Origin of the sequence: Micromonospora sp. NPDC049171 (assembly GCF_040648275.1) — a bacterium.
Lineage (GTDB): Bacteria > Actinomycetota > Actinomycetes > Mycobacteriales > Micromonosporaceae > Micromonospora.
This window is the reverse complement of record NZ_JBEZDJ010000003.1, coordinates 232,854-258,056: the sequence shown is the minus strand read 5'-3', so window position 1 is coordinate 258,056 and position 25,203 is coordinate 232,854. Positions and strand designations below refer to the sequence as shown.

Sequence of the window (25,203 nt, the reverse complement as noted above, 5' to 3'; positions counted from 1 at the left end):
ATGACGTACAGCGTGCTCTGGACCGTTCTGCCGGCCGGCTTCGCCGACGGCAGGGCGCAGCTCAGCCTGGTCGCCGCCCCGCGCGGCCAGGGCATCACCACGATCGACGGTACGCCGCTGGCGAACTGGCCGGCGGTGGTCAACGCCCTCGGGCCGCTCTTCCTGGCCGACACCGGTGGCGGCGAGCCGCAGCCGCTGACCCGGCGCGGCGGCCCGGCGTCGACGCCGCTGTGGACGGCGCTCTTCGGCCCGGCCACCCGGGTGCTCACCAAGGCCGGCGGGCGCCGTGCGTTGGGAGCCGCCCGACCGGGGCCGACCTTCGCCGTCACCGCGACGGCTCTGGAGCAGATGTACGCCAGCGTCAACGACACCAACCCCACCGGCTCGCTGGGCGCCGACCATGTGGTGCGACGGGCGATCGCCGCACTGGCCACGGTGGACAGTGATCCCCGGGTGGCGCGGGCGATGGGCCGGGAGGTCGGTGCCGCCCTGCTCGCCCCGGCGGCGACGTCGAGCGCGACGCTGGCCACGGCGGTGCGGCGGCTGCGCGAGGAGGGCCACGAGGACCTGGCGATGGCGCTGCCGATCGCCGCCTACGCCCGGTGGCTACGCCGCGCGGGTGGCCCCCGCCGGGCACCCGGTCCGGACGGGCGGGCCGCCGGTGGGCCGCTGACCGGGGTCAACTCGGTCACCCAGGCCGACTTCCACCAGGTCTGCACCCTGCTGATGGCGCACCCCGCACTCTCCGTACCCCTGGGTCTCCGCGTTGATCTCGAGCTGGCGCCGTTCGACGGCGCGCGCACCGTCCGGGTGGTGGACGCGGCCGGTCAGCCGCTGAACGGCCTGGTGCCCCGTTCCCAGCCGTTCAGCGCGGTGGTCAGCGACCTGTCCGCGCGCCGGTTCACCATGGCCACCGAGCCGGACGCCCGCGCCGAAATCGTCGGCGGGGTGCTCAACCTGCGCAACCCGGCCACCACCTACGTGCTGACAAGTGTGGATGTGGCCAGCCTGAGCGGTCAGCTGGCGGCGGCGTCGACCGCGTCGGCGCGCTCCGGCGAGCCGCTGCCGGCCCGGCTGCCGGTGCGCCGCGACGTCGGTCTGACCCTCGGCCAGCAGGCCCGCGCCGAGGCGGTGGTCAGCCACGTCACCAGCCGCACCGATGCGATCGCCTCGGCTGGCGTGCAGGCCCCGGCGGTGCTGTTCGCCGACGACGTGACCACCGGCTACCGGCTGGACGTGGCCACCGACGGCGGGCCGTTCCGGTCGCTCATGCGCCGCCGGGTGCGCTACACGGTGGGGGAGTTGACAGTCGACGCCGACGACGAGGGCCGCACCGAAGCGGTGGTCGCCGCACAGCAGGATGACGAGTTCGGCGTCACCCGGCTCGTCGTCGGCGAGGAGATCGCCGGGTGGGACGGTTGGGGCCTGTCGGTCGGCAAGCCGGGGCCGAAGGTGGGCGGCGACGGCCGCGACAGCCCGGAGGTGGAGGAGATCGACAGCGCCCTCGCGCCCGGCTATCCGCTGCGCGCGGAGGTCACCACCGCGCCGGGCACGCTACCGAGGCTGCGCTACGGACGCAGTTACCAGCTCCGGGCCCGGGCGGTGGACATCGCCGGCACCGCGATCGACCCGGACGTCTGCGATCCCACCCAGGTGCTGCCCGCGGTGCGCTACCTCCGCCACGAGGCGGCCGGCTCGCCCACCCTGGTGCCGACCAGGCGCTTCACCGAGGGCGAGTCGCTGCTCCGGCTGGTGGTGCGCAGCGACGGCCAGGGCACCCTGCTGGGCACCTGCGAGCGGCACGTCGCCGCACCGGACAGCCCGCAGATGCTGGCCGAGCGGCACGCCATGTTCGACGCGGCGTTCGGGCCGCAGGCCACCCCGGCGGTCCGCGAGCGGATGTTCGCCGTCGCCCGCCGGGAGGAGGGCTCGTTCCTCGACCCGATGGTGCCCGGCCCGAACGGTGCGATGGTGCCCCAACCGGGCCTGCAGCTGGTCACCAGCGACCCGACCAGGCAGGTCAAGGGCACTCTGCCGGTGCCGCGCGGTCGAGCGCTGCCCAACGGCGCCTACGTGGTGATCGACGCGCCGGCCGCCCTGCTGCCCTACCTGCCGGACCCGGCCGTCGCGGGCGTGGCCATCGGCGGTGTGCCGGGTGCGTCGCCGGTGGTGAGCACGGAGTACGGGGGCAGCTGGCCGGATCTGCCGCCGGCGAAGCTGGTGGTCCGCCCGATGTCGGCCGGCTCCGGCGTGGTGCAGGTTTCGGTGAAGAAGTCCGGTGGCCGATCGGTGCTGATCGTCGAGGTTCCTCCCGGCGTGGAGCAGACCTTCGAGCTGTCCAGCACGCTGCACCCCGACCGGCTGGACCACCTCGCCGTCGGTGCCGCCGACCCGCAGGACGTCCTGGACGGGCAGGTGCTGGGCCTGTCCTCCCGGCAACCGGTCACCGTGGTGCACGCGGTGCAGAAGCCGCTGGTGGCACCGGCCCTGATCGGGCCGCCCACGGTCACCGCGACCGGCGTGACCGGGCAGGTCACCGTCACCGCGCAGGTGCAGGCGCACCGGCCGACCACCGGTCGGGTGCACCTGGCGGCGTCCTGGCTCGAAGCGGTGGACGCGGGCACCGGCAGCGTCGACCCGCAGCCGCGTACCGCCACGCTCGCCCCCACCGACCTGGAGCGCGCCGGTGGACCGGCGACGCTGACCGCGTCGCAGTTCTTCGGCGACACCCGGCACCGGGCGGTCACCTACCGACCGGTCGGGTCCACCCGGTTCCGGGAGTACTTCCCGGCCGTGCCGGACGGTGACCAGAGTCAACTGCGCGAGGGCACCGAGATGTTGGTGCACGTGCCCAACCGGGCCGTGCCGCCACCACCGGACGTGCACTCGGTGGTGCCGTCGTTCCGCTTCACCAGGGGCACGGAGTTCGGCGAGTGGACCAGCACCCGGGAGACGATGGGCGTGCGGGTGTGGCTCAACCGCCGCTGGAATCGCACCGGCGAGGGCGAGCTGCTCGGCGTGGTGCTCTTCGCCAGCCCGACCGACGGTGACGTCGAGGAGGGCCGGGCGCTGTCCGGCCTGGTCACCCGGTGGGGCAGCGACCCGATCGAGGAGATCGGCCTCGGCGACCAGCAGCACTTCGTCGCCGGCGACTTCGACACACCGGGCCAGGTCACGACCACCGTCACGCTGCTGGACCCGGCCGCGGGCGGCCGGCAGGTCACCGTGATCGGGCACCCGGTGCACTTCGACGCCGAGCGGGACCTGTGGTTCGCCGACATCGACGTGGACGTCGACCTCGCGGTGTGGCCGTTCCTGCGACTGGGACTGGTGCGCTTCCAGCCGCACTCACTGCCCGGCCGCGCGGTCTCCCGGGTGGTCACCACCGACCTGGTCCAGCTGCCCCCGCACCGGCAGATCAAGGTGAAGAAGTTCGGGGCCACCGGAGTGCGGGTCAACGTCTTCGGCAAGCCCGCCACCGCCAGCGAGTTCACCATGCGGCACGAGCGCCGGATGCCCGACCCCTTCCTGGCCAGCTCCGACATCGGCTCCGACAGCGGCGTCCGAGCGCAGGAGGGCACCACCGGCACGCCCGGTGACGGCTGGCGGGTCACCACCCTGCCCGCACCGGCCGGTGGCATCGCCGCGATGCGCCTGGAGTGGGTGGCCGCCGGGGCACCACCGGATCAGCTCATGCGCGAGCTGCGCGCCGGCCGGGTCGTGGTGCAGGAGCGCCAGCGCGGCTGGGCGGTCACCGGTCCGGGCGAAGCCCTGCGGACGGTCTACACCGAGATCTTCGACCGCGCGGTGATCGATCCCAACCCGCCAGCCACCACCGCCGCGACCGAGGAGAGCTGAGCACAGTGGACGTCTTCCGACTGCACATCCGTGACGAGGTCCGCATCGATCAGGCGCTCGTCGACGGTCTGCCGCAATCGACAATCATCGGTGGTCGGCCACTGGTTTTCATCGGCCGCCGGGTGGTGCTGCTCGGCGCGGTGATCCGCGGCTTTCGCGATGTCGTCATCGTCGGTGACGAGGTGGTCGGCGGCGGCCCGGCCGGTACGCCATCGCTGGCGATGCAGGTGCCCGGCACCCCGGCGCAGGGCGAGGAGGGCCTCGCCGGCCGCCAACTGGTGATCCACGCCCGCAGGCTGACGGACGTCTCCGCCACCAGCACCGGGCAGCGCGGCGGCAAGGGTGCGACAGGCGATCCCGGCCCACCGGTCAACGACCCGAACGTCTCGCGGACCACGGCGCTGCCGCCACCGCCCCCGCCGCCGATCGGCGGGCATCCCGGTCTACGGGGTTACCCGGGCGGCCCCGGAGGAGCCGGAGGCCCGGTGCACGTCTTCTACGTCGAGGCCTCCGGCACCAACACCTTCGCCGGAGTCGGCGGCCAGGGTGGCACGGGCGGTGATGGTGGACCAGGTGGGCCAGGCATTCCGAACGAACCGGAGAATCAGGGCCCGCAGGGGCCGCCGGGGGAACCGGGTGGCCAGGGCGGCGCCCGCGCCGCCGAGGTGCTGGCCCGCACCCCGCAGCAGTACGACGAGGAGCTACGCCCACAGCTCTCCGGGCGCGGTGGCGACCGCTGGGCCGAACAGCGCGGCAGGCAGGCGTGGTACGAGTTCCGCTCCGGCAACCTGGTGGAGGCAGAACGGGAGTACGCCGCCGTCGAGTGGCTTCGTCCGGGCGCCATGGCAGCACAGTTGCGGGCCCTGATGGCCGACCACCGCACCGAGATCGGCGTGGAGCGCGACCTGGAACTGGATCTGGTGCCGGCTGTCGACTTCTACGCCGGGCAGTGGCGCGCGGCGGCGGACACCCTCCGGGCGGCGCTGTTCGCGCCCGGCGACGGCCCGCTGCTGCTCGCCGGCGACCAGCAACGGCTGCTGCGGGCCCGGGAGGCGATCCGCACCCAGTTGACCGCGCTGCTGGGCGAGCAGGGGCCGCTGGAGGAGACCATCGGGGAGAGCGCCCGACGCCGACGGGCAGCCGCCGAGCAGGCCCAGCAGGCCTCCGGGCAGCTGATCGGCCACAGTGTGCTGCGCATCCAGGAACGACTCGGCGACCTGACCGTCGCCGAGGCGCTGATCTCGTACGGCTCCGGCACTGTCTCCGGGCCCGACCTGGTCACGACGATCGCCCAGGTGCTCGGCGCGCCCGACCCCACCCAGCCACCGGGTGCCGCGGGGCTGCTGTTGCCGGCGGACACCGACCTGCTTGTCGACGCCGGCACCGCGGCCGGCGGCCCCTACCTCGCCGGGCGGCCCGCCACCAGCCAACTGGCGGCCGCCGGTGTCGGCCTGGCCGCGCACGGCCAGTGGGCCCAGGTCGGCACCCCCGGCTCCGGGCGGGTCGTGCACCTGCGCCGGGTCGCCGCCGACCTGCGCGCCGCCCAGGGTGACGGGCCCCTGCGGGACCTGCTGATCGAGCTGACCGAGGCCTGCCACAGCTGGCGGTTGGCGACGCTGCGGCTGCGGCAGATCGCCGGCACGACGGCGGCCATCGACGACCTCAAACGGCGCGCCCGGGAGGCGATCCGGGACCTGGACTCGGTGGACACCGACGACCGGCCGGCCAAGTCGCCGGTGTCCCGACTGCTGCGCGGCCTGCTCTGCCTCTTCGACGCACTGGACCACTGGAGTCAGCGGGCCCAGCGGGCGTTGAAGCTCTACATCCTGGACCGGGGCAACCCGGGCGGCATCTCGGGACAGACCGCGGCGCTGGCCTACCCGGACCTGGATCTGGACCTGGACGAGAAGGTCCCGCCCGACTTCCCGGTGGGCACCTACGACCTGATGATGAACGCCATCTTCACCCGGGACCCGGTGGCGGAGCGCGACCGGCACCGGGCCAAGGGGCGGTCACTGGTGGTCCAGGACGGCACCCAGGTGATCCACAACGCGTTCTCCGTCGGCGTGCACCCCGCGGCGATCAACCGGTTCGTCAACGCCAAGTCGCTGTGGTTCGACCTGCCGCTGGCCAAACTGCCGCCCGGGCTGGCCGAGTTGAAGGTGGTCGGGGTCACCGTCAACCTGCGGGGGATGGCCGGCAACGACAACAGCCTGCCGATGACGATCACGCATGCCGGCTTCTCCCAACAGCGCGACCTCGACCTCGGCGTGCACGACCTGACCGGTCCTCCGGCCACCCAGGAGTTGGTGCTGCGCTTCGAGCCGGCCACCCAGGTGTGGACCGGCGACACGGCCGCCGTCCCCGGTCAGGAGCACCTGTTCAGCCTGTACGGGCGTGGCCTCACCGGTGGCTGGACGTTGGCCTACGACTCGGTGACCGTCCCGTTCACCGGTCTGCACCAGGTCGACGTCAACATCCAGTACGAGGCGCTGGAGTCCCTCGACTCGGTCTCGCTCAAGCGGGTGGAGCACGCCCGCACCGGGCTCTTCGTCGGGGCCCGGGCGACCGGCCGGGTGCTGCTCACCGGCCCGGCACCGGCCGGCGGCAAGCGGGTCACCCTGCACAGCGACCGCCCCGATCTGGTCCGGGTGCCCAGTGGAGTCGACGTCGTCGCGGGAGCTTCCACGGCTGAGTTCGCGATCGACGTGCTGGCACCCACCGGTCCGCAGCCGATCGACATCTCGGCCAGCCTGGCCGGCGTCCGGCGTGCGGCGATCGTGTACGTACCGCCGCCGGTGCCGGCGGCGCCGCTGGTGACGACGGTGGCCCTGGGCGGTCCGGGCGCCGTCGCGGCGGTGGCGGTGGCCCGCGACGGCGCCGGCGGACGGGTCTTCGCCACCCACTCACCTTCCGACCGGCCCGACGACGACGGCACCCTGAGCAGTTGGGACCTGGAACTGACCCAGGCGCGGACGGCCGCCGTGGGTCACGGGCCGCGCGCGCTCACCATCCAGCCGCAGGGCAACCACGGATTCGTGGTCAACGGTGGCCACCACGACTTCGCCGTGCAGCGCTTCGAGGTGACCGCGGGCCTGCCACAACCGGGGATCAGCAGGCCGATCGGGCTGGGCGTGGTCGACGTGGCGCTCGACGCGTCCGCTCAGCGGCTCTACGTGGTGCACCAGGGCGGTGCGCCGCCGGTGGGAGTCAACATGCACGTGCGGGTGCTCTCCCCGACCGACCTCAGCGAACTTGACGTGGTGGGTGACGAGGACGGCTTCGCCGGGATCATCGCCGCCGCCGTGGACAGCACCGCGGCACGCGTCTACGTCGCCCGGACCTTCCGCTCCGGCGTACCCGAGACGGCAGCCATCTCGGTGATCACCCGGCGCGCGGACGGCCGGCACGCGATCACCGGCACGATCGACCTGGAGGATGTGCTGCTGCAACCGGTCGACGTGGCGGTCGACGTACCGGCCGGGTTGGTCTTCGTGTCCTGTCTCGGCGGCAGCACCACCCACCCCGCGGTCGTGGTGCTCGACCAGGGCGACTTTCCCACCGACGGCGGCACCCGGCCGGTGCCGGCCGGCGCGGTGCTGCCGGTGCCCGGCGGTGGTCGGGCGGTGGCCACCCGACCGGGGACCGGCATCGGTTACGTCGCGACCTCGGCCGGTCTGCTGATGGTGGACGGCCGCTCCCGGGCCCTGCGGGTGGCGGTCAAGCTGGGCACCGTACCGTGCTCGGTGGCGGTTGACCCGGTCACCGGCGTGGCCTACGTCGGTGACTCTCTCGCCGGCACCCTGAGCCGGGTGCTCACACCGGCCGACGTGGCGCCTCGGGCGTGGCGCTAGCCGGGCCGATGCCCCGCGCGCGGGCGGCCGCCGCGGCCTCCTGCCGGTTGCGCACCCCCAGCTTGTCGAAGATCGCCGCGACGTGGTGGTCCACGGTGCGCACCGACAACACCAGGTCGGCAGCGATCTCGGCGTTGGTCCTCCCGGCGCTGAGCTGGCTCAGCACCAGCAGTTGCCGCTCGGTGAGGTGGGCCGGGTTGGCCCGGGTGCCGCGGCGCGCGCCACGCGGGACCCGGGCACCCCGACCGCGCAGCCGGCCCCGGACCAGGTCGGCCGCCGCCACCGCGCCGAGCCCGTCGAGTATCCGCAGACCCTCGGCCACCGTGGTGGCGTCCGGGGATTCGGCCAGCTCCAGAGCCTGCTCGTACGGGTCGCCGTGGGTCGCCCACCGCGCCGCCGCGGTGGCCCAGTCACCACGGGCACCTGCCGCGTACGCCTGGGTCACCACCAGATCGGACGCCTGCGTGCCCACCGCATCGGTCACCGGGCTGCCGACCGGGTCGACGGTGACGCCCAGGCGGACCAGGTACCGCACCGCCTCGGCCCGGAACGGCGCGGCACCCGGGTGCGCGAGGCGGGGCAGCAACTCGGCGGCGACCTCCTCCGCGCGCTGACTGTCGTTGGTGAGCCAGGCCCACTCCAGGTAGGCGAGGCCGGCGTACGCCGTGCCCAGCAACAGCCGGCCGCGACGGGCCCGATCCCACGCCTGCGCCAGCAGCGGCGCGGCGGCCGGGTCACCCCGGCGGGCGCGTAGCCGGGCGTACCAGGGGACGCTGTAGACGTACAGCATGTCCGGGTGGTTCTGGCGCTGCGCCAGCGCGCGCAGCCCCGGCTCGGCGTGGTCCCAGCCGCCGCGGCGCAGCTCGACAAGCAGATCGTGCACCCGCATGTTGTAGGCGTGCGACCAGAAGCCGTGCTCCTCGGCGAAGGCCAGCCCGGCGCGCACGCACCCGGCCGCCTCGGCCAGGGCACCCATCCGGAAGAGCATCTCGCCGAGGTTGGTGTAGCCGCGCGCGACATACTCCAGCAGGCCGTCCTCGCGGGCCGTGTTCACGCTCTGGCGCAGCATGGCCAGCCCACCGGTGTCACCCACCTCGATCCGGGCGATGCCGAGATAGTTGAGGCACAGGGTGTCCAGGTCACTGCGGCCGGCCTGGCCGGCCCGCTTGCGCGCCGACTCCAGGGCGGTGACCGCCCGCGTGAAGTCGTCGGTCAGGGCCAGGATGGCGCCCTGATAGAGCAGTGCGTGTGCCGCCGCCGCGTCGTCGGCCCGGTTGTCGAGGATCCGCACGGCCTCGCCCGCGGTCCGCTCGGCGGCGTCGGTCTCGCCAGCCATGAACTGGTGCCGGGAGACGCGGATCAGGCAGCGCCCACGGGCCGGCTCGTCGCCCAACGCGGCGTACTCCCGGGCGGCCTGCTCGCCGACCCGCACCGCCTCGTGGAACCGGTGCGCGTTGTAGAGCTCCCAGCCGTACTCGTCCAACAGGGCGGCGCTCTCCGCGCCGCCCAGCCGGTCGCGGTAGGGCAGCACCGACTCGAGGAGCACCAGTGCCTGCCGGTGCGAGCCCGCTGCCGCCGCGGCTCGGGCCGCGCTCGGGCCGACCGCGACCACTGTCGCCGGATCGTCCCCGGCGACCGCGTGGTGCACCAGGCGTTCCCGGTCCGGCGACGACTCAGCCCGCAGCGCCGCCAGCACCCGGCGGTGCAGCAGTCGCCGACGCAGCTCCGGCAGGTCGGCCTCGATCGCCCGGCGGGCCAGCTCGTGTCGGAAGGCCAGACCGTCCGGGCGTACCTCGATCACCCCGTTCTGCTCCGCCTCGGCCAGCGCGGCCAGCGCCTGCGGCCCGAGCAGGATGGCGGCCAGGTCCACCCCGACCGCCCGCGGGACCACGCAGAGCTGTGCCAACGCCTCCTGGCAGGCGGGTGCGAGGCGGCGGCACCGGGCGCGGACCGCGTCGCGCACCGCCCCCGAGGCGGCCGAGCCGTCGGACGCCAGCGACTCACTGACGAAGAACGGGTTGCCGCCGGTCAGGGCGTGCAGCGCGGCACCGTCGTGGCCGGTGCCGGCCGCCATCCGGGCCACCGCGGCGGCGGACAGCGGGGCCAGCGGGACGCGGACCACCGGCACCGTGGTCAACGATCCCAGCAGGCGGTGGACGGGGTGTGCGTCGTCCACGTCGTCCCGCATGGTCAGCAGCAGAACGGCCGGCAGCGGCCCGATCCGCCGGGCCGTGTAGATCAGCACGTCGATGGTCGCCTCATCTGCCCAGTGGATGTCCTCCACCACCAGGAGCGTCGCGGGGGCGCCGCGCAGCTCGGCCAGAATCGCGGGCAACACCGCCACCAACGGGTACGTGGCCGCGCCGCTCGGCGCGGTTGGTAGGTGCGGCGCGGTCAGGGCGGCCGCCAGGGGACCCCCATGATTCGCCACCGCCTCGCGCAACGGCGCCAGAGGAGCAGGGGCGATCAGATCGTCGCACCCGCCGGAGAGTGCCCGCACCGCCGGATCGACCTCGGCGAGCAGTTGGCGCACGACGCTGGTCTTGCCGATCCCCGCCTCACCGGTGAGCAGGGCCACCGAGCCGGCGCCGCCCAGCGCGGCGTCGACGGCGGCCCGCAGCGTGGTCAGCGCGGACCGGCGCTCGAGGAGCTGGGCAGGCATTCTTCGATGGTGCCACCCGCACCGGGGGCGAGTCCGGTTGAGACGGCTTGCTGACCGTGCTGTCCCAAGCCGGTGCCCTCCAGGATCGTCGCCACCGGAACGCCGGGCCCGACCTGATGCGCTGGATCGTTGTCGGAATGCGGGCGCGCGCCGCCGGGTTCGGGGCAGCGGTGGGTGGGAGCCGGCCCCCACCCACCGCTGCCGACGCGCGCATTACTTGTCGCAGGGGCCCCGGTTGAGGTTGAGGACCAGTGCGCAGGGGTCGAGGTCGATATCGACGTCCGGCGTGGTCGGGGCGCTGGACATGGGCTCGTCCGGCGCCTTCTGGATCACGTAGTAGCCGTTGAACGTCCACGCGCGGATCTGCCCGCCTGGATCCTCGACGAGGTAGTCGGCCCTGCGGTCGCCGTTGAGGTCGGCGAACCGGACCCGGGGACCGGAGACGCCGACACCCGACGCGATCAGGCCGTCAAACCTCCAGCCGAAGCGTGATTCCTTGTATGCGTTGAGCCAGACGTAGACCCGTCCTGCGGCGTCGACGACGAGGTAGTCGGCGCGCAGGTCACCGTTGAGGTCGGTCAGGTGGACCTGGTCGCGGGCTGCGCCGACGCCGGGTGAGATCTGCCCGACGTGGTCCCATCCGTACCCGGCCGAAGAGCGCTTGTTCAACCACGCCCTGACCTCGCCGTCGTCGTCGACGACGACGTAGTCGTCCTTGCGGTCGCCGTTCATGTCGGCGAAGCGCACGCGTTCCTTCGCCGCGCCGACGCCGGCGGCGATGACTCCGGCGTAGTCCCAGACGAACCCGCGGTCCGGGGCGTAATCGTTGATCCACGCCTTGACGCCGCCGACGTCGTCGACGACGAGGTAGTCGTCCTTGCCGTCGCCGTCGACGTCGGCGAACCTGACCCGGTCCCGTCCGGGGTTGACGCCGGCGGTGATCTGTCCGGCGTAGTCCCAGCCGTAGCCGCCACCCTGAGTCAGCCGGTTGATCCAGGCGGCGACGGTGCCGTCCGCCCGGATCGCGACCCAGTCGGCCCGACCGTCGCCGGTCAGGTCGACCATGCCGCTGGTGGTGTCGGCGTTGGGATTCTGGCCGACGACGCCCTGCCAGTCCCAGGTGTCCGGCTGGCCGTACCGGTCGTTGAGCGCGCCGACGGCCTTTCCGGTGGAGTCGACGAGGAGGTAGTCGTCCTTGCCGTCGCCGTTGAGGTCGGCGAAGCGCACCTGGTCCCGGTTCGCGGCCGTCGCGGTCAGGGTCTGGCCGTGGTTCTGCCACTCGATGCGGGGCGTCGGGTGGCCCGGGGCCTGCACGACGAACCTGGGAACCGTGTTCAGCCACACCTTCACGTGACCCTCGTCGTGCACGACGAGGTAGTCGTCGCGGGCGTCGCCGTTGAGGTCGGCGAAGCGGACCCGGTCCCGGGCGGCGCCGACGCCGGTGGCCACCAGTCCCAGCGACGACCATCCGTACGCGCCGCCGGGGTGGAACTCGTTGGAGTAGGCGGTGACCCGGCCGACGTCGTCGACGACGAGGTAGTCGTCGAGGCCGTCGCCGGTGAAATCGGCGAAGCGGACCTGGTCGCGGGTCGCGCCGACACCGGTGGCGATGACCCCGGCGTAGTCCCAGCCGAATCCACCTCCGGGAGTGAACTTGTTGATCCAGGCGGACACCCGCCCCGCGCCGTCCACGACGAGGTAGTCGTCGAGCCCGTCGCCGTCGACGTCGGCGAACCGCACGTGCTCCGGGACCGCGCCGACCCCGGCCGCGACCGTTCCGCGACCCCGCCAGCCGAACCCTCCACCGAGGGTGTGCGCGTTCGTCCACGCCTTGACCCGGGCCTGGTCGTCGAGCACGAGGTAGTCGTCGAGCCCGTCGCCGTCGACGTCGGCGAACTGCACGCGGTCCCGGCTCGCGCCGACGCCTGCCGCGACGACGCCCTGCCAGCGCCAACCCTCACCGTTGGCGGAGGTGTCGCCGGAGACGGAGTCCGGAGCCTTGCCGGCCTCGCCCCCGCACGCGACCGGGCTCGCACCGACCGGGTCCTCGATGAGGTTCTCGGCGCGGGCGCTCCGGACGGCGCCGAGGAAGGCGTCGGCCATCTTGCGGTAGCCCTCGGCGTTGGGGTGCACGGTGTCGGTCAGGTCGGCCCGGGTCACCGCGCCCATGTCGACCAGGCGTACGCGCTTGCCGGCCGCCCTGAACCGCTCGACGATGCCGGGGATCGCCGCGTTGTACCTCTGGACGTTGTTGTTGGCGCCGGTGTTGAACGCCGGTACGAGCTTCGCGACCAGCACCGTGGTCTCGGGAGCCAGCTTGACGATCTTGTCGATCAGCGCTTCCAGCCGGGCCGGGGCACTGTCGACCGCGTCGTTGAACTGCATGTCGTTGGTGCCGATGTGCAGCAGCACGACATTGGGCCGGTACCTCGGAACCACGCAGTCGACCTGCCTGTCGATATCCGCGATCCGCCACCACGGGTGGCCCTCGTGGTTCCGGTCGGGCAGGGTCCCCGAGTTCATCGAGCCGACGAAGTCGAGCACCGGGGCGTCGGACAGGCCGTTCCAGAGCCGGGCTCGGTATCCGGTGCCCTCCGGGTCGGAGACACCGACGCCGTAGGTGATCGAGTCACCGAGCGGCATCACCCGCAGGGCCGTCTCCCCACGCGGGAGGATCGCCCGGAACGTCGTCGAGATCGCGGCGGACAAGCCCTGGTAGATGGTGCCGAAGACCCCACCGCAGACGACGCATGCCCTGGCGAGCCCGGCCCACACGACGTTGATCACATTCTTCACGTTTGTCCAGAACGTTCCGCCGTCCCGCACGATCGCGCCCTGCAGAGGGTGCTCCCACAGGAAGGCGAATCCGCCGGCGACGACCCCGGCGAGGGTGTTCGCCCCCCACGTGTGCCCGTCACCCAGGGTGCCGTCGTAGTGGCTCTGCACCGCCTTCAGGAGGGCGGTGCTCAAGAACGCGGCGATCCCGACGCACAATCCCTTCATCACCGTGTTGCCGGCGTCGACCTCCCGGTTGAGGGCGCCGCTCAGGCACGCGCTGCGGATCAGGAGCGTCGCCACGGTGATGCCGGCCGTGAAGCCGAAGTGCGCCCACGTCTTCCCGTTGGCCGACGGGGGCTTGTCGTCGTGGATCGTCACCGCGACCCGGTTCTCGCCCGGCCGCAGCTCGATCCTGAAGTCGTCCGGCGCGTCGTTCGACGTCGGCACGTCGTACACCTTGCGCACCAGGCACTCGCTCAGTTCCTCCGCGCTGAGCTGCTTGACGTCGCCCTCGCACAGAACGCCCCGCTTGAACAGGTCGTCGTTGTGTTCGATCAGGAAGCCCTGGTCGCTGTCGTAGTACTGGGCGTCGTAGCTCTCGTTCAACCCCTCCTCGATCAGGGGTTCCTCGTTCGCGGGATAGCTGAACTCGTACACCTGCGTGTAAGCGTCCGCGGCCCGCGCGGGCGTCGCGACCATCCCGACCGAGACCAGTACGGCGGCGAGGATCGCGGCGACCGTCCTGGTGCGACCGCCGTGCGTCGACCACGGGTGGCCGGCTGTCTGCCAAGGGCTCAAGGCGGGGTACGTCCTTCCCGACGTTCGTCCGGCCGGGCCCGCGGCGCTGAGTTCCCGGAGAGGCGCGAGGCACTCCAGGTCACAAGATTGACGACTGAGGTGAACGGAGACTGACGACCGCGTGCACGGACAACGGCGTCGGTGAATGAGCGATATCGCCCAGTCGAGTGGCAGCCACCAATGACCGGGTGAAATGCCGGGAAGGCGCGGGACCCGCCAGATCTGAATCGGGTGGATCGAGAGGATATACACCTCGGTAAGAAGTGGTCGTTTACGATTCGGCTGTGTCCGAAGACACCAGGCAGAGCGGCACCGGGGAGCCGGCACGGCGGCGGTTTGTGGTCTGTGGGGACGGTGCGGTGGCTCGCCGTCTGGTCCTCGAACTGGCAGACCGCTACGGTGTCGCGGTCACCGTGGTCCTACCGTCGCCGAGCGACCACCACGTACCCGACCTTGCCGACCTCGCCTCGGAATTCGGCGTGGTGGAGGGGCAGCCGGAGATCGTCATCGCCCGTCGCCTGACCGGGGAGGTGCTCGATCAGGCTGGGGTGCGGGAGGCTGCGGCCGTGGCGTTCGTCGGTGTCGACGACGTGACGAATGTGGATGCCGCCATGATCACCAGGGAGTTGGCTCCCGACGTTCGGATCGTGGTCAGACTGTTCAATCCGGTGCTCGGCGAGGGCGTGGCCACGATGCTCGGGGACTGCGCCGTCCTCTCGGGGTCCGAGATCGCCGCACCGGCGTTCGTCGCCGCCACGCTCGGGGACGCGACGCCGACGTACCTGCGGCTGCCCGACGGTGAGCTGCTGCGTAGCGCGGTGCGCAGCACCGTTGACCCGGCCGGTGCGGATGTGGTGTGCGGCCTGGCCGACACGACCGGCACGGAGCCGATCGTCCTCCCGGCGGACCAGGATTCGGCGGATCTGGTACTCGTCCGCGCATATGGGCGGCCCCGAATTGATCCGCCGCGTCGAAGGCCACGCCTGCTTCGGGCCCTCGGCCTGGTGTTCAGCCGCAATCTGCGACTGGCGTTGATCGGCACGGCCGCGATACTCGCCGTGGCCAGCGTCCTGCTGGCGTACTCCCGTGGTGTGAACCTCGGAGAGGCCGCCTACCTGACGCTGCTGACCGCGATGGGCGTCGCCGAGGTCGACTCCGCGGCACCGCTGGCCGAGAAGGTGACCGCGGTGGTGCTGGTGGCCACCGGGGCGGCGCTGCTTCCCACCGTCACGGCCCTGGTGGTGGACTCACTGGTGCGTGCCCGGCTGGCGGTCGCCGCTGGCGGCATGATCGAGCAGATCGACGACCATGTCGTCCTGGTGGGACTCGGCAACATCGGCACCAGGGTCCTGGAAGAACTGCACTCCGTCGGCATCTCCGTGGTCGCCGTCGACCGCACGGAGTCGGCACGAGGCATTGGTGTCGCCCGTGAGCTGGGTCTGCCGGTGATCGTCGGCGACGCGACCCGCCCCGAGACACTGCGAGCCGCGTCCGTACACACCTGCCGGGCGCTTGTGGTGTTGACCGACGACGACGTGACCAATCTGGAGACCGCCCTGTCCGGGCGGTCCTCGCACGAGGCGGACCGAGCACGGTCGGCAGCGGTCAGGCCCCCGATGCGGGTGGTGTTACGGCTGTTCGACGACGGCTTCGCGGAGCGTACGCAGCGCCTGCTGAGCATTGACGAGTCACGGAGCGTGTCATCCTTGGCGGCGCCGGCGTTCGCTGCCGCCATGATGGGCCAGCAGGTCATCGACACCATCGCGGTCGGCCGCCGGGTGTTGCTGGTGGCCGAGTTGCCCATTGGCGCCGGGTCCGCACTCGAGGGGCGGTACTGCCACGAGGTCAACCAGCCGGGCGCGCTGTGGGTGATCGCGGTGCGCACCGGCCGGACGGGACAGACCATCTGGTCGTTGCCGCAACGTCGGCCACTGGTCCGCACCGACCGGCTGATCGTGCTGGCCACCCGCGCCGGTCTCGCCACGCTGCTGCCCCGCACCGTACCCAGCCCCGACGCCGAACCACTTGTCGACGTCGCGCCCTTGCGGCTGCTCGCGCCGCGCGATGGTGAGTGAACGCTCCCCGTAGCCCGATCGTCCGCGGTACGAGGCGTACCGCAGTGTTCGCCTGACCGACGACTCGGCGTGACGTCTCAGCCAGCTCCGTCGATCCCCATATATCCATGACTGGACATCACCCACACCACTGCCAGCACGACCACGGATCCGACGACGAGGTGCCGTACGGCCAGGTTGAGGTTTCCGCCGGCTTCGGCCGACGGGCGCTTCTGGCCGGTGCCGGCGGGACACTGATGCTGGCCGCGCTGCCGACTGCCGCCCGGGCGGCCCACACGAGGACGGCCGGCGCTCCGACCGCGGCGGTTGGCGCCGGCCGGTCATCCCTGATCACCCAGGGCACGACGTTGGTCCACGCGGACATGCACAACCACACGGTCATGTCGGATGGTGACGGCAGTGCCGAGGCCGCGTTCGCCTCGATGCGCGAGGCTGGTCTGGACGTCGCCGCGCTGACCGATCATGCGACGCTCTTCTCCATCGACGGGCTCAGCTCGTCCGAGTGGCGCACCACCGGTGACCTGGCCAACGCGGCCAACGACCCGGGTCAGTTCACCGCGCTTCGCGGGTTCGAGTGGTCGCATCCGCTGCAGGGGCACATCAACGTCTGGAACACCTCCGACTTCGCCGACCTGTTGCGGGCCGGCAGCCCTGGCAGCCTGTACAACTGGCTCGCCGGCCGGCCCGGGGGTCTGGCGAGCTTCAACCACCCCGGTCGGGAGGCGGGCCGGTTCAACAACTTCTCCTTCAACGCCTCGGTCCGTGATCAGCTCGTGGGGCTGGAGATGTTCAACCGCACCGACGACTTCCTCTTCGAGGGCTGGTCGTCGGGCATGACGTCACCGCTGGTGGCGTGCCTGAACGCGGGTTGGCGGCCGGCGCTGACCGGCGTCACCGACGAGCACGGCACCAGCTGGGGCTTCCACGAGGGTAAGGGCCGCAGCGGCCTGTGGGTCGCCGAGAACACCCGCGCCGCGGTGTTCGAGGCGATGGCGGCTCGCCGTTCCTTCGCCACCCGCGTCTCGGGGCTACGAGTGGACGCCGTCGCCAACGGTGTACGCATGGGTGGTGTGTTGAACATGGCCTCCGGCGACGTTCGGTTCCTCCTCGATCTGGACCGCGGCTCAGCCTGGGACGGCAAGCCGCTGCGGATCCAGGTCCTCCGTCCCGGCACCTCGGCGCCGACGGTCGTCGACGTCATCGACACCGTCAACGGTCAGGTCACCGACTTCACCGTGCCGCTCAACGTCGCCGACGGCGACTGGGTGGTGCTGCGGATCTCCGACCCGTCCCTGGCCAACGGCACCCCCGGCCCCGCCGGTCACCCCTGTAACGACTTCGCGGTCGCCTACACCAGCCCCTGGTGGCTCCGGCCCTGACCGTCCAGGTGCCGGTCCCGGCACGGCGGGCCAGCCGCAGATGGCCGCATCGCTCGTCCGGGACCGGCATCCGCTGTCGGCAGGCGACGGTTTCGTGTCCATCACCTCCTGCTTCTGCTCAGGTCGTGTTGTCGCTACGGATGTGAACGGTCCCACCGCCGCTACGCAGCTCCTCCGTCACCTGCTTCTCGGTCAGGGCGACCAGGTGCGAGTCGATGCTCGCTTCGTCCTTGAGGCGCTGGTGCGTCCCGTGGACGAGGGCGGAGATCTCGCTCTCGTCAGCATCCGGGAAACGTTGTTTCAGCGTCTCGACCTGGCGTTGCAGGGCGATCTCCGGGTCAACGAGACCGCCACTGGCCGCGGGTTCGGTCATCACACACCTCGCACGTCGTCTCCAGTGTCTGCACGAGTGGTGCCCCGAACATCCACCCGACACTCATTCGTTCGCGCAAAGTTCACCTGCGGACGCCGGCTTTCCCGCCCGGTCGGTGCGACGTTCAAGGAGGCCAGTCCCTTTGACGTTTGGTCAGCCCATGATCATCATCGTGGTCCTCACGCTAACGCTGTTCGGCGCGACGACGTGGACGGCGCTGCAGCAACCGCTCGCCCACAGCCCCGCCTTCCATCACCGCCTGACCGGAGCGCTGCTGGCGCTGAGCCTGGCGGTGACCGCCGCGCTGATCATGACCGTGCTCGCGGCCTACCCGTAACCTGGCGATGGCTGGGGTGGAGATGAGCGCCCAGGTGGCGGGCCACCACGCGATGTCTTCCGCCAGAACCCCGCCCCATGCGACACCTCCTGGCCTACGCCCGATACGCCGGGGACGGCCCGCCGCTGACCGGGCCGGCCCGGTCAGGGCGCGGCTGGACCCCAGTGGTGGACGGGCGGAACGAAGCAGGGGCGGGTCTTCTTGGGTTTTGGCAGCCTCCTCGGCCGCCCCGATCAGTCAAGACGCTCGGGGGCTTGCGGACGCTGAACCCGCAAGCCCCCGAGATCAGTTAATTACCGTTCCGTCCGCTGGTAGGGCTGGTAGTAGGACCGTCGTTCGGTGTCCGCCCGGCGAACTGCGGCGGAGTCACCTACAACCGAGCCGTCATCGAGTTCGATCGCTGCGCCGCGCCGCCGGCCCGAATCAACCACCGTCACCCGCCCGTCGATACATGCGGCGATCACTTTCTCGATGAGGGGCAGGTCCTCGTCGCCCGGCCCGAATTCTAGACGAGAGCCGAGCGCGAAACCGACAACGACCTCATGTGCACTCCAGGCCACGCTGAATGGGCAGGGTCCAGCGTTTATCGGCTCTACAAATAGCGTCGAAACCCCATCTCGATCGATGTTCCACCTAATGGTGGCCGAGTCATTAAGGTCTGCGATCATGTCTTTCAAGAACTTTTCCATATAAATTCCTATTAGGTTCGCGGCCCATTGATGATGTCCCACTTTCGTCCGCCACCGGTGCGGACACGGAAAACCCACCCATATCCGCCGCCCCCACGTGGCTTAACGCTCCAACCAACACGCCAGCCCTTTTTGCCAGGTCCGTTGAGACGACCTGCACGCGCTCCCCTGCCGGCACCCTGGTTGCCGAACCATTTGCTTCGCACCCCAAAGAACTTGCTTGACCAGAGCTTCCTTCCTGCGGCCGACCAGCCTGACCTGATCCCCCTCGCTCCGTTCAGGAAGCCTCGCGCTGCCGTCCTGGCCTGCCAGTTGGTGAATTTGTTATTGAGACGCTTGGCACCGCTGAGTACACGCTGGATCCATTTCTTCACCGGCCTCTTCCAGCCGCTGTCGCTACTGCAGCCGCATTCCGCCCGCTTTCCGTCAAGGTCGGAGCAATTGACCGGATCGGCTCCGCAGTATTCGTAGGGGTTGGCGCTGCCCCCGTAGACGGGGTCGACCTGGAGGAAACGGCCGGTGGTCGGATTGTAGAGGCGGACGCCCATGAGGATGATGCCTGACGGTGTGTCCGCTGCTCGCTGCTTGGCGCCGAGCCAGCCGTAGCGCTGCGTCCCGACGTCGCCGGGATTGCGCGGCGTTCCGTATTCGGTGGCTTCGCTGGTGCGGGACAGGCCTTCGTCGTCGGCGTGGATCGTCGCGATCAGGTCCCCGTGCAGGTTGGTGATCTGCCAGTCGACCTGTGCGCTTTCGCTGTCGAAGATGCCGGCCATCGCCGACAGGCCCGACACCGGTCGGGTGAATCGGGCGGTGGTTTCCTGTGTCCACGAGGGGCTGTCCTCGTCCCCGTCGTAGTGGTGCACCGATTGCACGGCGGTGCCGCTGGCGTTGTCGGTCCACGAGCGGACTCGCTCCCCGGTAACGTCCAGGACGTAATCCGTCGTGCGTCCGCCCTGGGTGATCGTGTCAACCAGGTCCGTCGAGTGGTACGTGAGGGTCGCGTTCCCTCCCGACGTGACGGCGGTGTCGATAGCGGGCACCGTCGTCGTGCGGCCCAACGCGTCGTAGACGTAACCGGCGGTGTTGACCCGGTCTGCCGTGTCGTACGTCCAGGTTCGCGACGAAGCCGGCGTCGACGTCTGGCAGACGCCGTCGGTGCCCGGGCCGTAGGCGCTGGCCGAGGTGCGGTTCGACGAGGTGCTGAACCCGTACGAGCGGGTGGCGCACTGGCCGCCGATGGTGTCCTGGATCGAGGTGAGTCGGCCAGCCTGGTCGTAGGTGTAGTTCTGTTCGGACAGGCTGGACGACCGGTCTCGCCATTGGCCGTGCGTCGATTCCACCACCGACTCGGTGTGCAGAGTGCAGTCGGTGGACGCGCAGCCCGGCTTGACGTAGGTCATGCCGACCTGGGTGCCCGTCTCGTCGGTCTGCGTGGTGACCTGCATGCCGTTTGGCCAGGTCTCCGATGTCAGCGTGCCGTCGGCGTCGTAGCTGCCGGAGAAGGTGCCGGCCTGCGTGTCGTTGACCGACGTGAGCAGACCACGCCGCTCGGCGCCACCGTCATAGGTGTAGGTCCGGGTGGCCTTGCCGTCGTTGCTGGTCGCCACCCGACCGAGCAGGTCGTACGTGGTGGTCGAGGTGACTCCGTCGGCGTCGGTGTACGACGTCTGCCGGCCCAAGCTGTCGTACCCCTCTTCCACCTGCGCGGTCGCCAGTCCGCCAACCACCTGCTGACTGCGCAGCAGGCGGCCCGTCGCGGGGTCGTAGACGTTCCGGCTGATGGGCACCGCCGTGCCGAGCCCTGACGCGGCCACGCTGGTCTCGTACGCGCGACCCGCGCTGTCGTAGGTCGTGGTGGTGGTCCGCAGCGTGCCGGCGCTGGTCTTCTCGGTGACGACCCTTGGCTGGTTGAGCATGTCGTAGGTGGTGGCCTTGGCCGGCAGTTCGGGCCCGCTGGCGGCCTGGCCGCCGGACTGCACCCGGCAGGGCAGGTTGGACCACTCCGGCTTCAGGTCACACTCGGGGTAGCCGGAGCCGGAGGTCGCCCGGTAGTAGACGGTTGTCTGGGTGGAGGGCGTGTTGGTGGTGGCGCCGCCTGCCGGAGCCGTGGTCGAGGTGGTCAGGGCGGTGATCGGGTCGTACGTCGTGCGCGTGGTCTGGGCCAGCCCGGCCGGGTCGACCGTCACCACGGTCGGCTGGCGCAGGGCCCAGTCGTACGCGGTGGTGGTGGTTCTCTGGTCGGTGTCGCTCTCCACGCCGTTGGCGTTCCAGATCCGGGCGGCGACGACCTGGGTGGTCACCAGGTTGTACGGGCCACCGGTGGTCGGTGCGCCCTGGTCGTAGGTGTTCATGGTGTGCCTGCGCCCACGCACGGTGGTGCCGTTTGGCAGCATCACGTCGTGCTCGGGCTCCTGCGTACTGGTCAGCCGCTGGCCGTCGGAGGAGTAGAGGTTGAGGGTGGAGTAGCGGCGGGCGAGCATGCTTTCCGCTGCCGCGTCGTCTGACGAACCGGTGTTGAGGGCGCGGGCCCGGTTGCCGGCGCTCAGCGTGCGGACGGTGTTGCCCCACTGGTCGTACCAGATGGCACCGACGTGCCCTCCCGGTGTGGCCGTGTTGACCTCCCGGGCGTTGGCGTCGAGGTAGGTCACCGTCGCCCGTTCGTACGACGACGGCAGGGTGCCCGCCGCCGGGTTGCCGTTTGGAACCTGGTTGGCCGGGAAGACCGCGGTGGCGTCGGTTGGCGCTTCGGCCTGGGCCCACCGGGTGGTCTGTCCTGGTGAGAGGTCGTAGGGCGCCCCGGTGCCGGAGACCGGAACCTTGTAGACCACCGTCTGGGTGGCGGTTCCGGCGGTGAGCGCCGAGCGGGTCACCTTGTGCAGCCGGCCCAGCCCGGGGTCACCCGGGATGGTGGTGTAGGTGAGCTGCCACGGCTCTTGGGCGTTCGGCTTGACGACGCTGAGGATTCCCTGCGCCGTGTAGTCGTAGGTGTCCCAGAGGTGGCGGGTGGTGCCGGCGTCGTTCCAGTCCAGGCGCGGGTCCCAGCTGGCCCGGAGCTTCCCGGCGTTGTCGTAGGCGTACCGGGCCATCGGCACGGTGCGCATCGCGGGGGTGGCCAGGTCCGGGTCCCAGGCGGTGAAGGATATTTCCTTCACTCGGCCCACGTGATCGCCCCAGGACGCCTCGACCGTGCCGGTCGCGGTGGTGGCGGTCGCGTAGGTGAAGGTGAGGGCGCGGCAGCCGCGGGTCAGGGTGGCGCAGTTGACCCCGTCTGGCACCGGTGCCAGCATCCGGGTGGGTCGAACGACCTCCTTGCTGTTGATCGTCACCTTCTCCCAGCCCAGAGTGCTGGTCTGGTTGCTGCCCGGCGCGGTGACCGAGGTCGGGAAGTACTTCCCGACCGCGGTGCCGGTCACCCGGGTGAACAGCACCGTGTTGCCCTCGTCGTCGGTGAGGGTGTACTTGTCGCCGGTGCCGTCGTAGGCCAGCTTCAGCGACTCCATCCCGACCTCCGGATCGAAGGCGGCGGCGGTGCGTCTGGTGAACCCGATCGTCTCGCCCTCGGGCAGCCCGACCTGGATGAGTGAGCCGTAGACGGTCAACGCCGTGTAGGGCGCGTCGGCCTCCTCGATCACCGTGCCGGAGACCCAGCCGGGGCCGAACATGTTCGCCGCGTCGGTGTCGTTCGCCCGGCGGGTGTTGTAGGAGCGGGTGACCGTCAGATCACTGCCGAACGAGTCCACGGACACGTCGCTGTCGGACAGGCTGTAGTTGCCCGTGATCAGATTGACGGAGCCAGGTCCCACGTCCTCGGACGCGGCGGACGCCTGGGCCCGATCGAAGGTGATCTTCACCGTGCTGGACGTGCCGCCCGTGCCGCCGGTGAAGATGCCGCGCAGTTGTAGCGGGCCGTCGCGAGGGATCGACTCGGCGTCCGCGGCGGTGAGCGTCGCCTCCACGTCCCAGTTCAACTTCGGGAAGGCCCCGCCGCCGCTGCTGACCAGCGGCCAGCTGACCGCCGCGCCGCCTGCGGCCACGCTCACGTGACCGGCCGGGATGCTTACCCACCCGTCGGCGTCGCCGCGTCGCCACTGGTACGTCACACCGGCGGCGGCCGCCTGGCCCACGCCGGTGATGGCCACCTTCGCCGCGGTGATGTCACCCTCCTTGGGCGAGGTCACCGCGCCGGAGCCGACGTTGAAGGTGTACGCCTGGATCGCCGACTGGTTGCCGGCCCGGTCACGCGAGCGCACGTACAGCGTCTGCGGCCCGTCGGCGGTCGGGGTGATCGAGGCGGTGGCGCTGCCGCCGAGACTGGCCGCGTTGACGGTCTGGTTGGGCGGGTTGACGTTGAGGCCGTACTCGTAGGCAGACACGTCGCTTACGCCCGATGGGCCGAAGGTGAAGGTGCCGGCGGTGCCGGCCGCTCCGGCCCACTGGCCCGCGGGGTATGCCGTGGAGGAGACCGCGGGCACCGCCGACGGCGCGGTTGTGTCGATGATCATCGAGCACAGGCCCGTCCATGGCCCGTTCGCGATGCCGTCGTTGCCGCGGACCCGCCACGAGTAGGTGCTGCCCTCGGTGAAGGTGCCGGTCGGCACGGTGGTGGCGAGCCAGGAACCCGAGGAACCGGGGCCGACTGTCGTGCCACCGATCCGCGTGCCGCTGGCGGTCAGCCACTCGAACTCAGCCCGCACCTGCGAGCCCTCCGCGTCGTTGACCTGCGCCCGCAACTGGGGCGTCTTCGAGTTGATGTACGGGGCGCCGGAGCCGGTGGCGCAGGGCGTCGACGGGACGGTTGTTCGTGCCGTGACCGTCGCGTACGACTGATAGGTCAACTCCAGCTTCGGCATGTGCGAGCCGGCGTTGTAGTTGGCCGAGGTGAACCGCTTCCACGCCTTCGCGTCGGTTTCGGACGCGGTCAACGCCAGACCCTCGTTCAGACCTCCGGCGGCCCACTCGTTGAACGTCGTCGTGGGGAGGGTCACCGTGTGCCACTTGCCGGTGCTCCGGTTCGCCGACGTGTTCGTACACGCCGGATAGTTGTCGGCGATCGTGTACGACGCAATCGCCGAACTGAGCGTCGGACCTGGCCACACCCCGCTGGACAGGTTCGCCACCGTCCACGCCTGAGTCACCTTGTGCACGTTGAACGGCAAATGGGTGGTGCAGTCCCACGACCAGGTGTGGAACAACTTCAACTTCGACGCCGTGATCTGCTTGCCCAGGAGGCCGTCGCTGTTGAAATTGTCGAAGTGGATGAACGAACGCGCGTCGCCGTCGTTGTCCGTCCCGGCAGCCAGCGAGTGACCGTTCTGCGAGGCCGCGTCCGTTCCCGCGTCGCTGTCCGCGGTCACGTCGCCGGTCGTCAGCGTCGTGATCGTCGGGTCCACCCGCACCGGCCACACCCGCGCCGGATCTCGCAGCCATGCGGCGTCCGCTGTCACCCGCAACGCCGTACCCTTCCCGGTTTTCACCAGCTTGTAGTCCACCGCGGCCGACGACACCGGCTCACCGGTCGGCAACTTCACCCGGGAGTCCTGCATCGAGCCATGCGGGATCCACGCCACCGCCTTTCCGGCGGTGTCCAGCAGTGCGACGGAACCGTCCTTCTCCATCCGTGGCGTGAGCCCATCGAGCTGGAGTGGGAACAGCCACGAGTTGCCCGCCTGTGGTGACTGAAGGATCACCGTCTCCTTCAGTTCCGCGCCGGACGCGACAAGTTCCACGTCCGTGTGCGGCAACACGTCCCGGTACAGGGCTGTCGAGCCGTCCAGCACCGGGGCGACGCTCGCCGCGCCGTCGAGGCTGTAACCGAACGTGCGACCAGGACGCACGGTCACGGACGCCAACGGCTGCGACCGACCCCGGCTCGACACCGCCGGCCCAGCGAGGGACACCTGCAACCGGCTCGCCGCCATCTGCAACCGGCCATCGCCCCGCGCGACGAGCTTCGTGTCGATCGGTCGCCAGGAGCCGTCCGATTCCCGGAACCGCACCGGGGCGGAATCCATCGACGCCTCGATCTCACCGCTGGGCAGCGCCCAGTGCTCCGCCGTCTCCGACGTCCGGCTGGTGATCTTCACCTTCTTGCCCGTGACCCGCGCTGTCACCAACGCGGCTGCCTCATCAGGCCGCTCCAGCACCTGAGGGCTCGGCGCTGACCGCTGAACGGGCGCCTGCGGCGCCGCAGCAGCCGGCTTCGGCGTCACCCATTCCGCCATCGTCGCGGCCAGCACCACCGACATCCCCACCGCAACCACGCGCCCCCACCGACCACGGGACACGCGGAAAAAACGCGACGGAGCACCCCACAACTGTCTACCTGACGCCACTACGTCCTCCTGAAAAGTGAGTAGCGCTCAGATAACCCCAAGTTAAGTCGATGATCATCAACCTTTAT

Annotated in this window: 10 protein-coding genes; 5 read left to right on the top strand and 5 right to left on the bottom strand. The window is 70.9% G+C overall.

The genetic code is table 11. The annotated features are described in order from the left end of the window. Entirely contained in the window at nt 1-3,858 is a 3,858-nt protein-coding gene (locus AB0B14_RS05575; protein WP_357064862.1) for a hypothetical protein, read from the top strand. A gap of 5 nt (nt 3,859-3,863) precedes the next feature. Continuing rightward, on the top strand, nt 3,864-7,712 hold the full coding sequence (locus AB0B14_RS05570; protein ID WP_357521507.1) for a hypothetical protein: 3,849 nt from the start codon (nt 3,864-3,866) through the stop codon (nt 7,710-7,712). Here AB0B14_RS05570 and AB0B14_RS05565 read toward each other — a convergent pair. After that, complete coding sequence (locus AB0B14_RS05565) at nt 7,675-10,374, bottom strand: AAA family ATPase (protein ID WP_357521505.1); 2,700 nt, start codon at nt 10,372-10,374, stop codon at nt 7,675-7,677. The genes AB0B14_RS05570 and AB0B14_RS05565 overlap by 38 nt on opposite strands. Nucleotides 10,375-10,587: 213 nt before the next feature. Beyond that, nucleotides 10,588-13,950, bottom strand: coding sequence for an FG-GAP-like repeat-containing protein (locus AB0B14_RS05560; protein WP_357521503.1), 3,363 nt, complete (start codon nt 13,948-13,950; stop codon nt 10,588-10,590). Between the two features lie 284 nt (nt 13,951-14,234). Here AB0B14_RS05560 and AB0B14_RS05555 point away from each other — a divergent pair, with 284 nt between their 5' ends. After that, nucleotides 14,235-16,025 (top strand): NAD-binding protein, encoded by a 1,791-nt coding sequence (locus AB0B14_RS05555; RefSeq protein WP_357521501.1) that lies wholly within the window; start codon nt 14,235-14,237, stop codon nt 16,023-16,025. 107 nt (nt 16,026-16,132) lie between these two features. Further along, a complete protein-coding gene (locus AB0B14_RS05550; protein WP_357521499.1) occupies nt 16,133-17,404 on the top strand; it encodes a CehA/McbA family metallohydrolase in 1,272 nt (423 codons plus the stop codon). A 118-nt stretch (nt 17,405-17,522) separates the two neighbouring features. Here the strand turns inward: AB0B14_RS05550 and AB0B14_RS05545 are convergent, their stop codons facing one another. Next, entirely contained in the window at nt 17,523-17,777 is a 255-nt protein-coding gene (locus AB0B14_RS05545) for a three-helix bundle dimerization domain-containing protein (RefSeq protein WP_357521498.1), read from the bottom strand. A gap of 160 nt (nt 17,778-17,937) precedes the next feature. On the opposite strand from AB0B14_RS05545, the gene AB0B14_RS05540 reads away from it, so the two are divergent. Beyond that, nucleotides 17,938-18,114 (top strand): hypothetical protein, encoded by a 177-nt coding sequence (locus AB0B14_RS05540; protein ID WP_357521496.1) that lies wholly within the window; start codon nt 17,938-17,940, stop codon nt 18,112-18,114. 293 nt (nt 18,115-18,407) lie between these two features. On the opposite strand, the gene AB0B14_RS05535 is transcribed toward AB0B14_RS05540, so the two are convergent. Both AB0B14_RS05535 and AB0B14_RS05530 read right to left on the bottom strand, forming a co-directional pair. Further along, nucleotides 18,408-18,803, bottom strand: a complete 396-nt coding sequence (locus tag AB0B14_RS05535; protein WP_357521494.1) for a hypothetical protein — start codon at nt 18,801-18,803, stop codon at nt 18,408-18,410. A gap of 11 nt (nt 18,804-18,814) precedes the next feature. Beyond that, nucleotides 18,815-24,913, bottom strand: coding sequence for an RHS repeat-associated core domain-containing protein (locus AB0B14_RS05530; RefSeq protein WP_357521492.1), 6,099 nt, complete (start codon nt 24,911-24,913; stop codon nt 18,815-18,817). Nucleotides 24,914-25,203: the final 290 nt, after the last annotated feature.

Excerpts from the sequence above, each read along its gene's own strand:
- AB0B14_RS05545 (WP_357521498.1), bottom strand. The coding sequence starts at position 17,777 with ATGACCGAACCCGCGGCCAGTGGCGGTCTCGTTGACCCGGAGATCGCC.
- AB0B14_RS05550 (WP_357521499.1), top strand. The coding sequence starts at position 16,133 with ATGACTGGACATCACCCACACCACTGCCAGCACGACCACGGATCCGAC.
- AB0B14_RS05540 (WP_357521496.1), top strand. The coding sequence starts at position 17,938 with ATGATCATCATCGTGGTCCTCACGCTAACGCTGTTCGGCGCGACGACG.
- AB0B14_RS05565 (WP_357521505.1), bottom strand. The coding sequence starts at position 10,374 with ATGCCTGCCCAGCTCCTCGAGCGCCGGTCCGCGCTGACCACGCTGCGG.
- AB0B14_RS05575 (WP_357064862.1), top strand. The coding sequence starts at position 1 with ATGACGTACAGCGTGCTCTGGACCGTTCTGCCGGCCGGCTTCGCCGAC.
- AB0B14_RS05535 (WP_357521494.1), bottom strand. The coding sequence starts at position 18,803 with ATGGAAAAGTTCTTGAAAGACATGATCGCAGACCTTAATGACTCGGCC.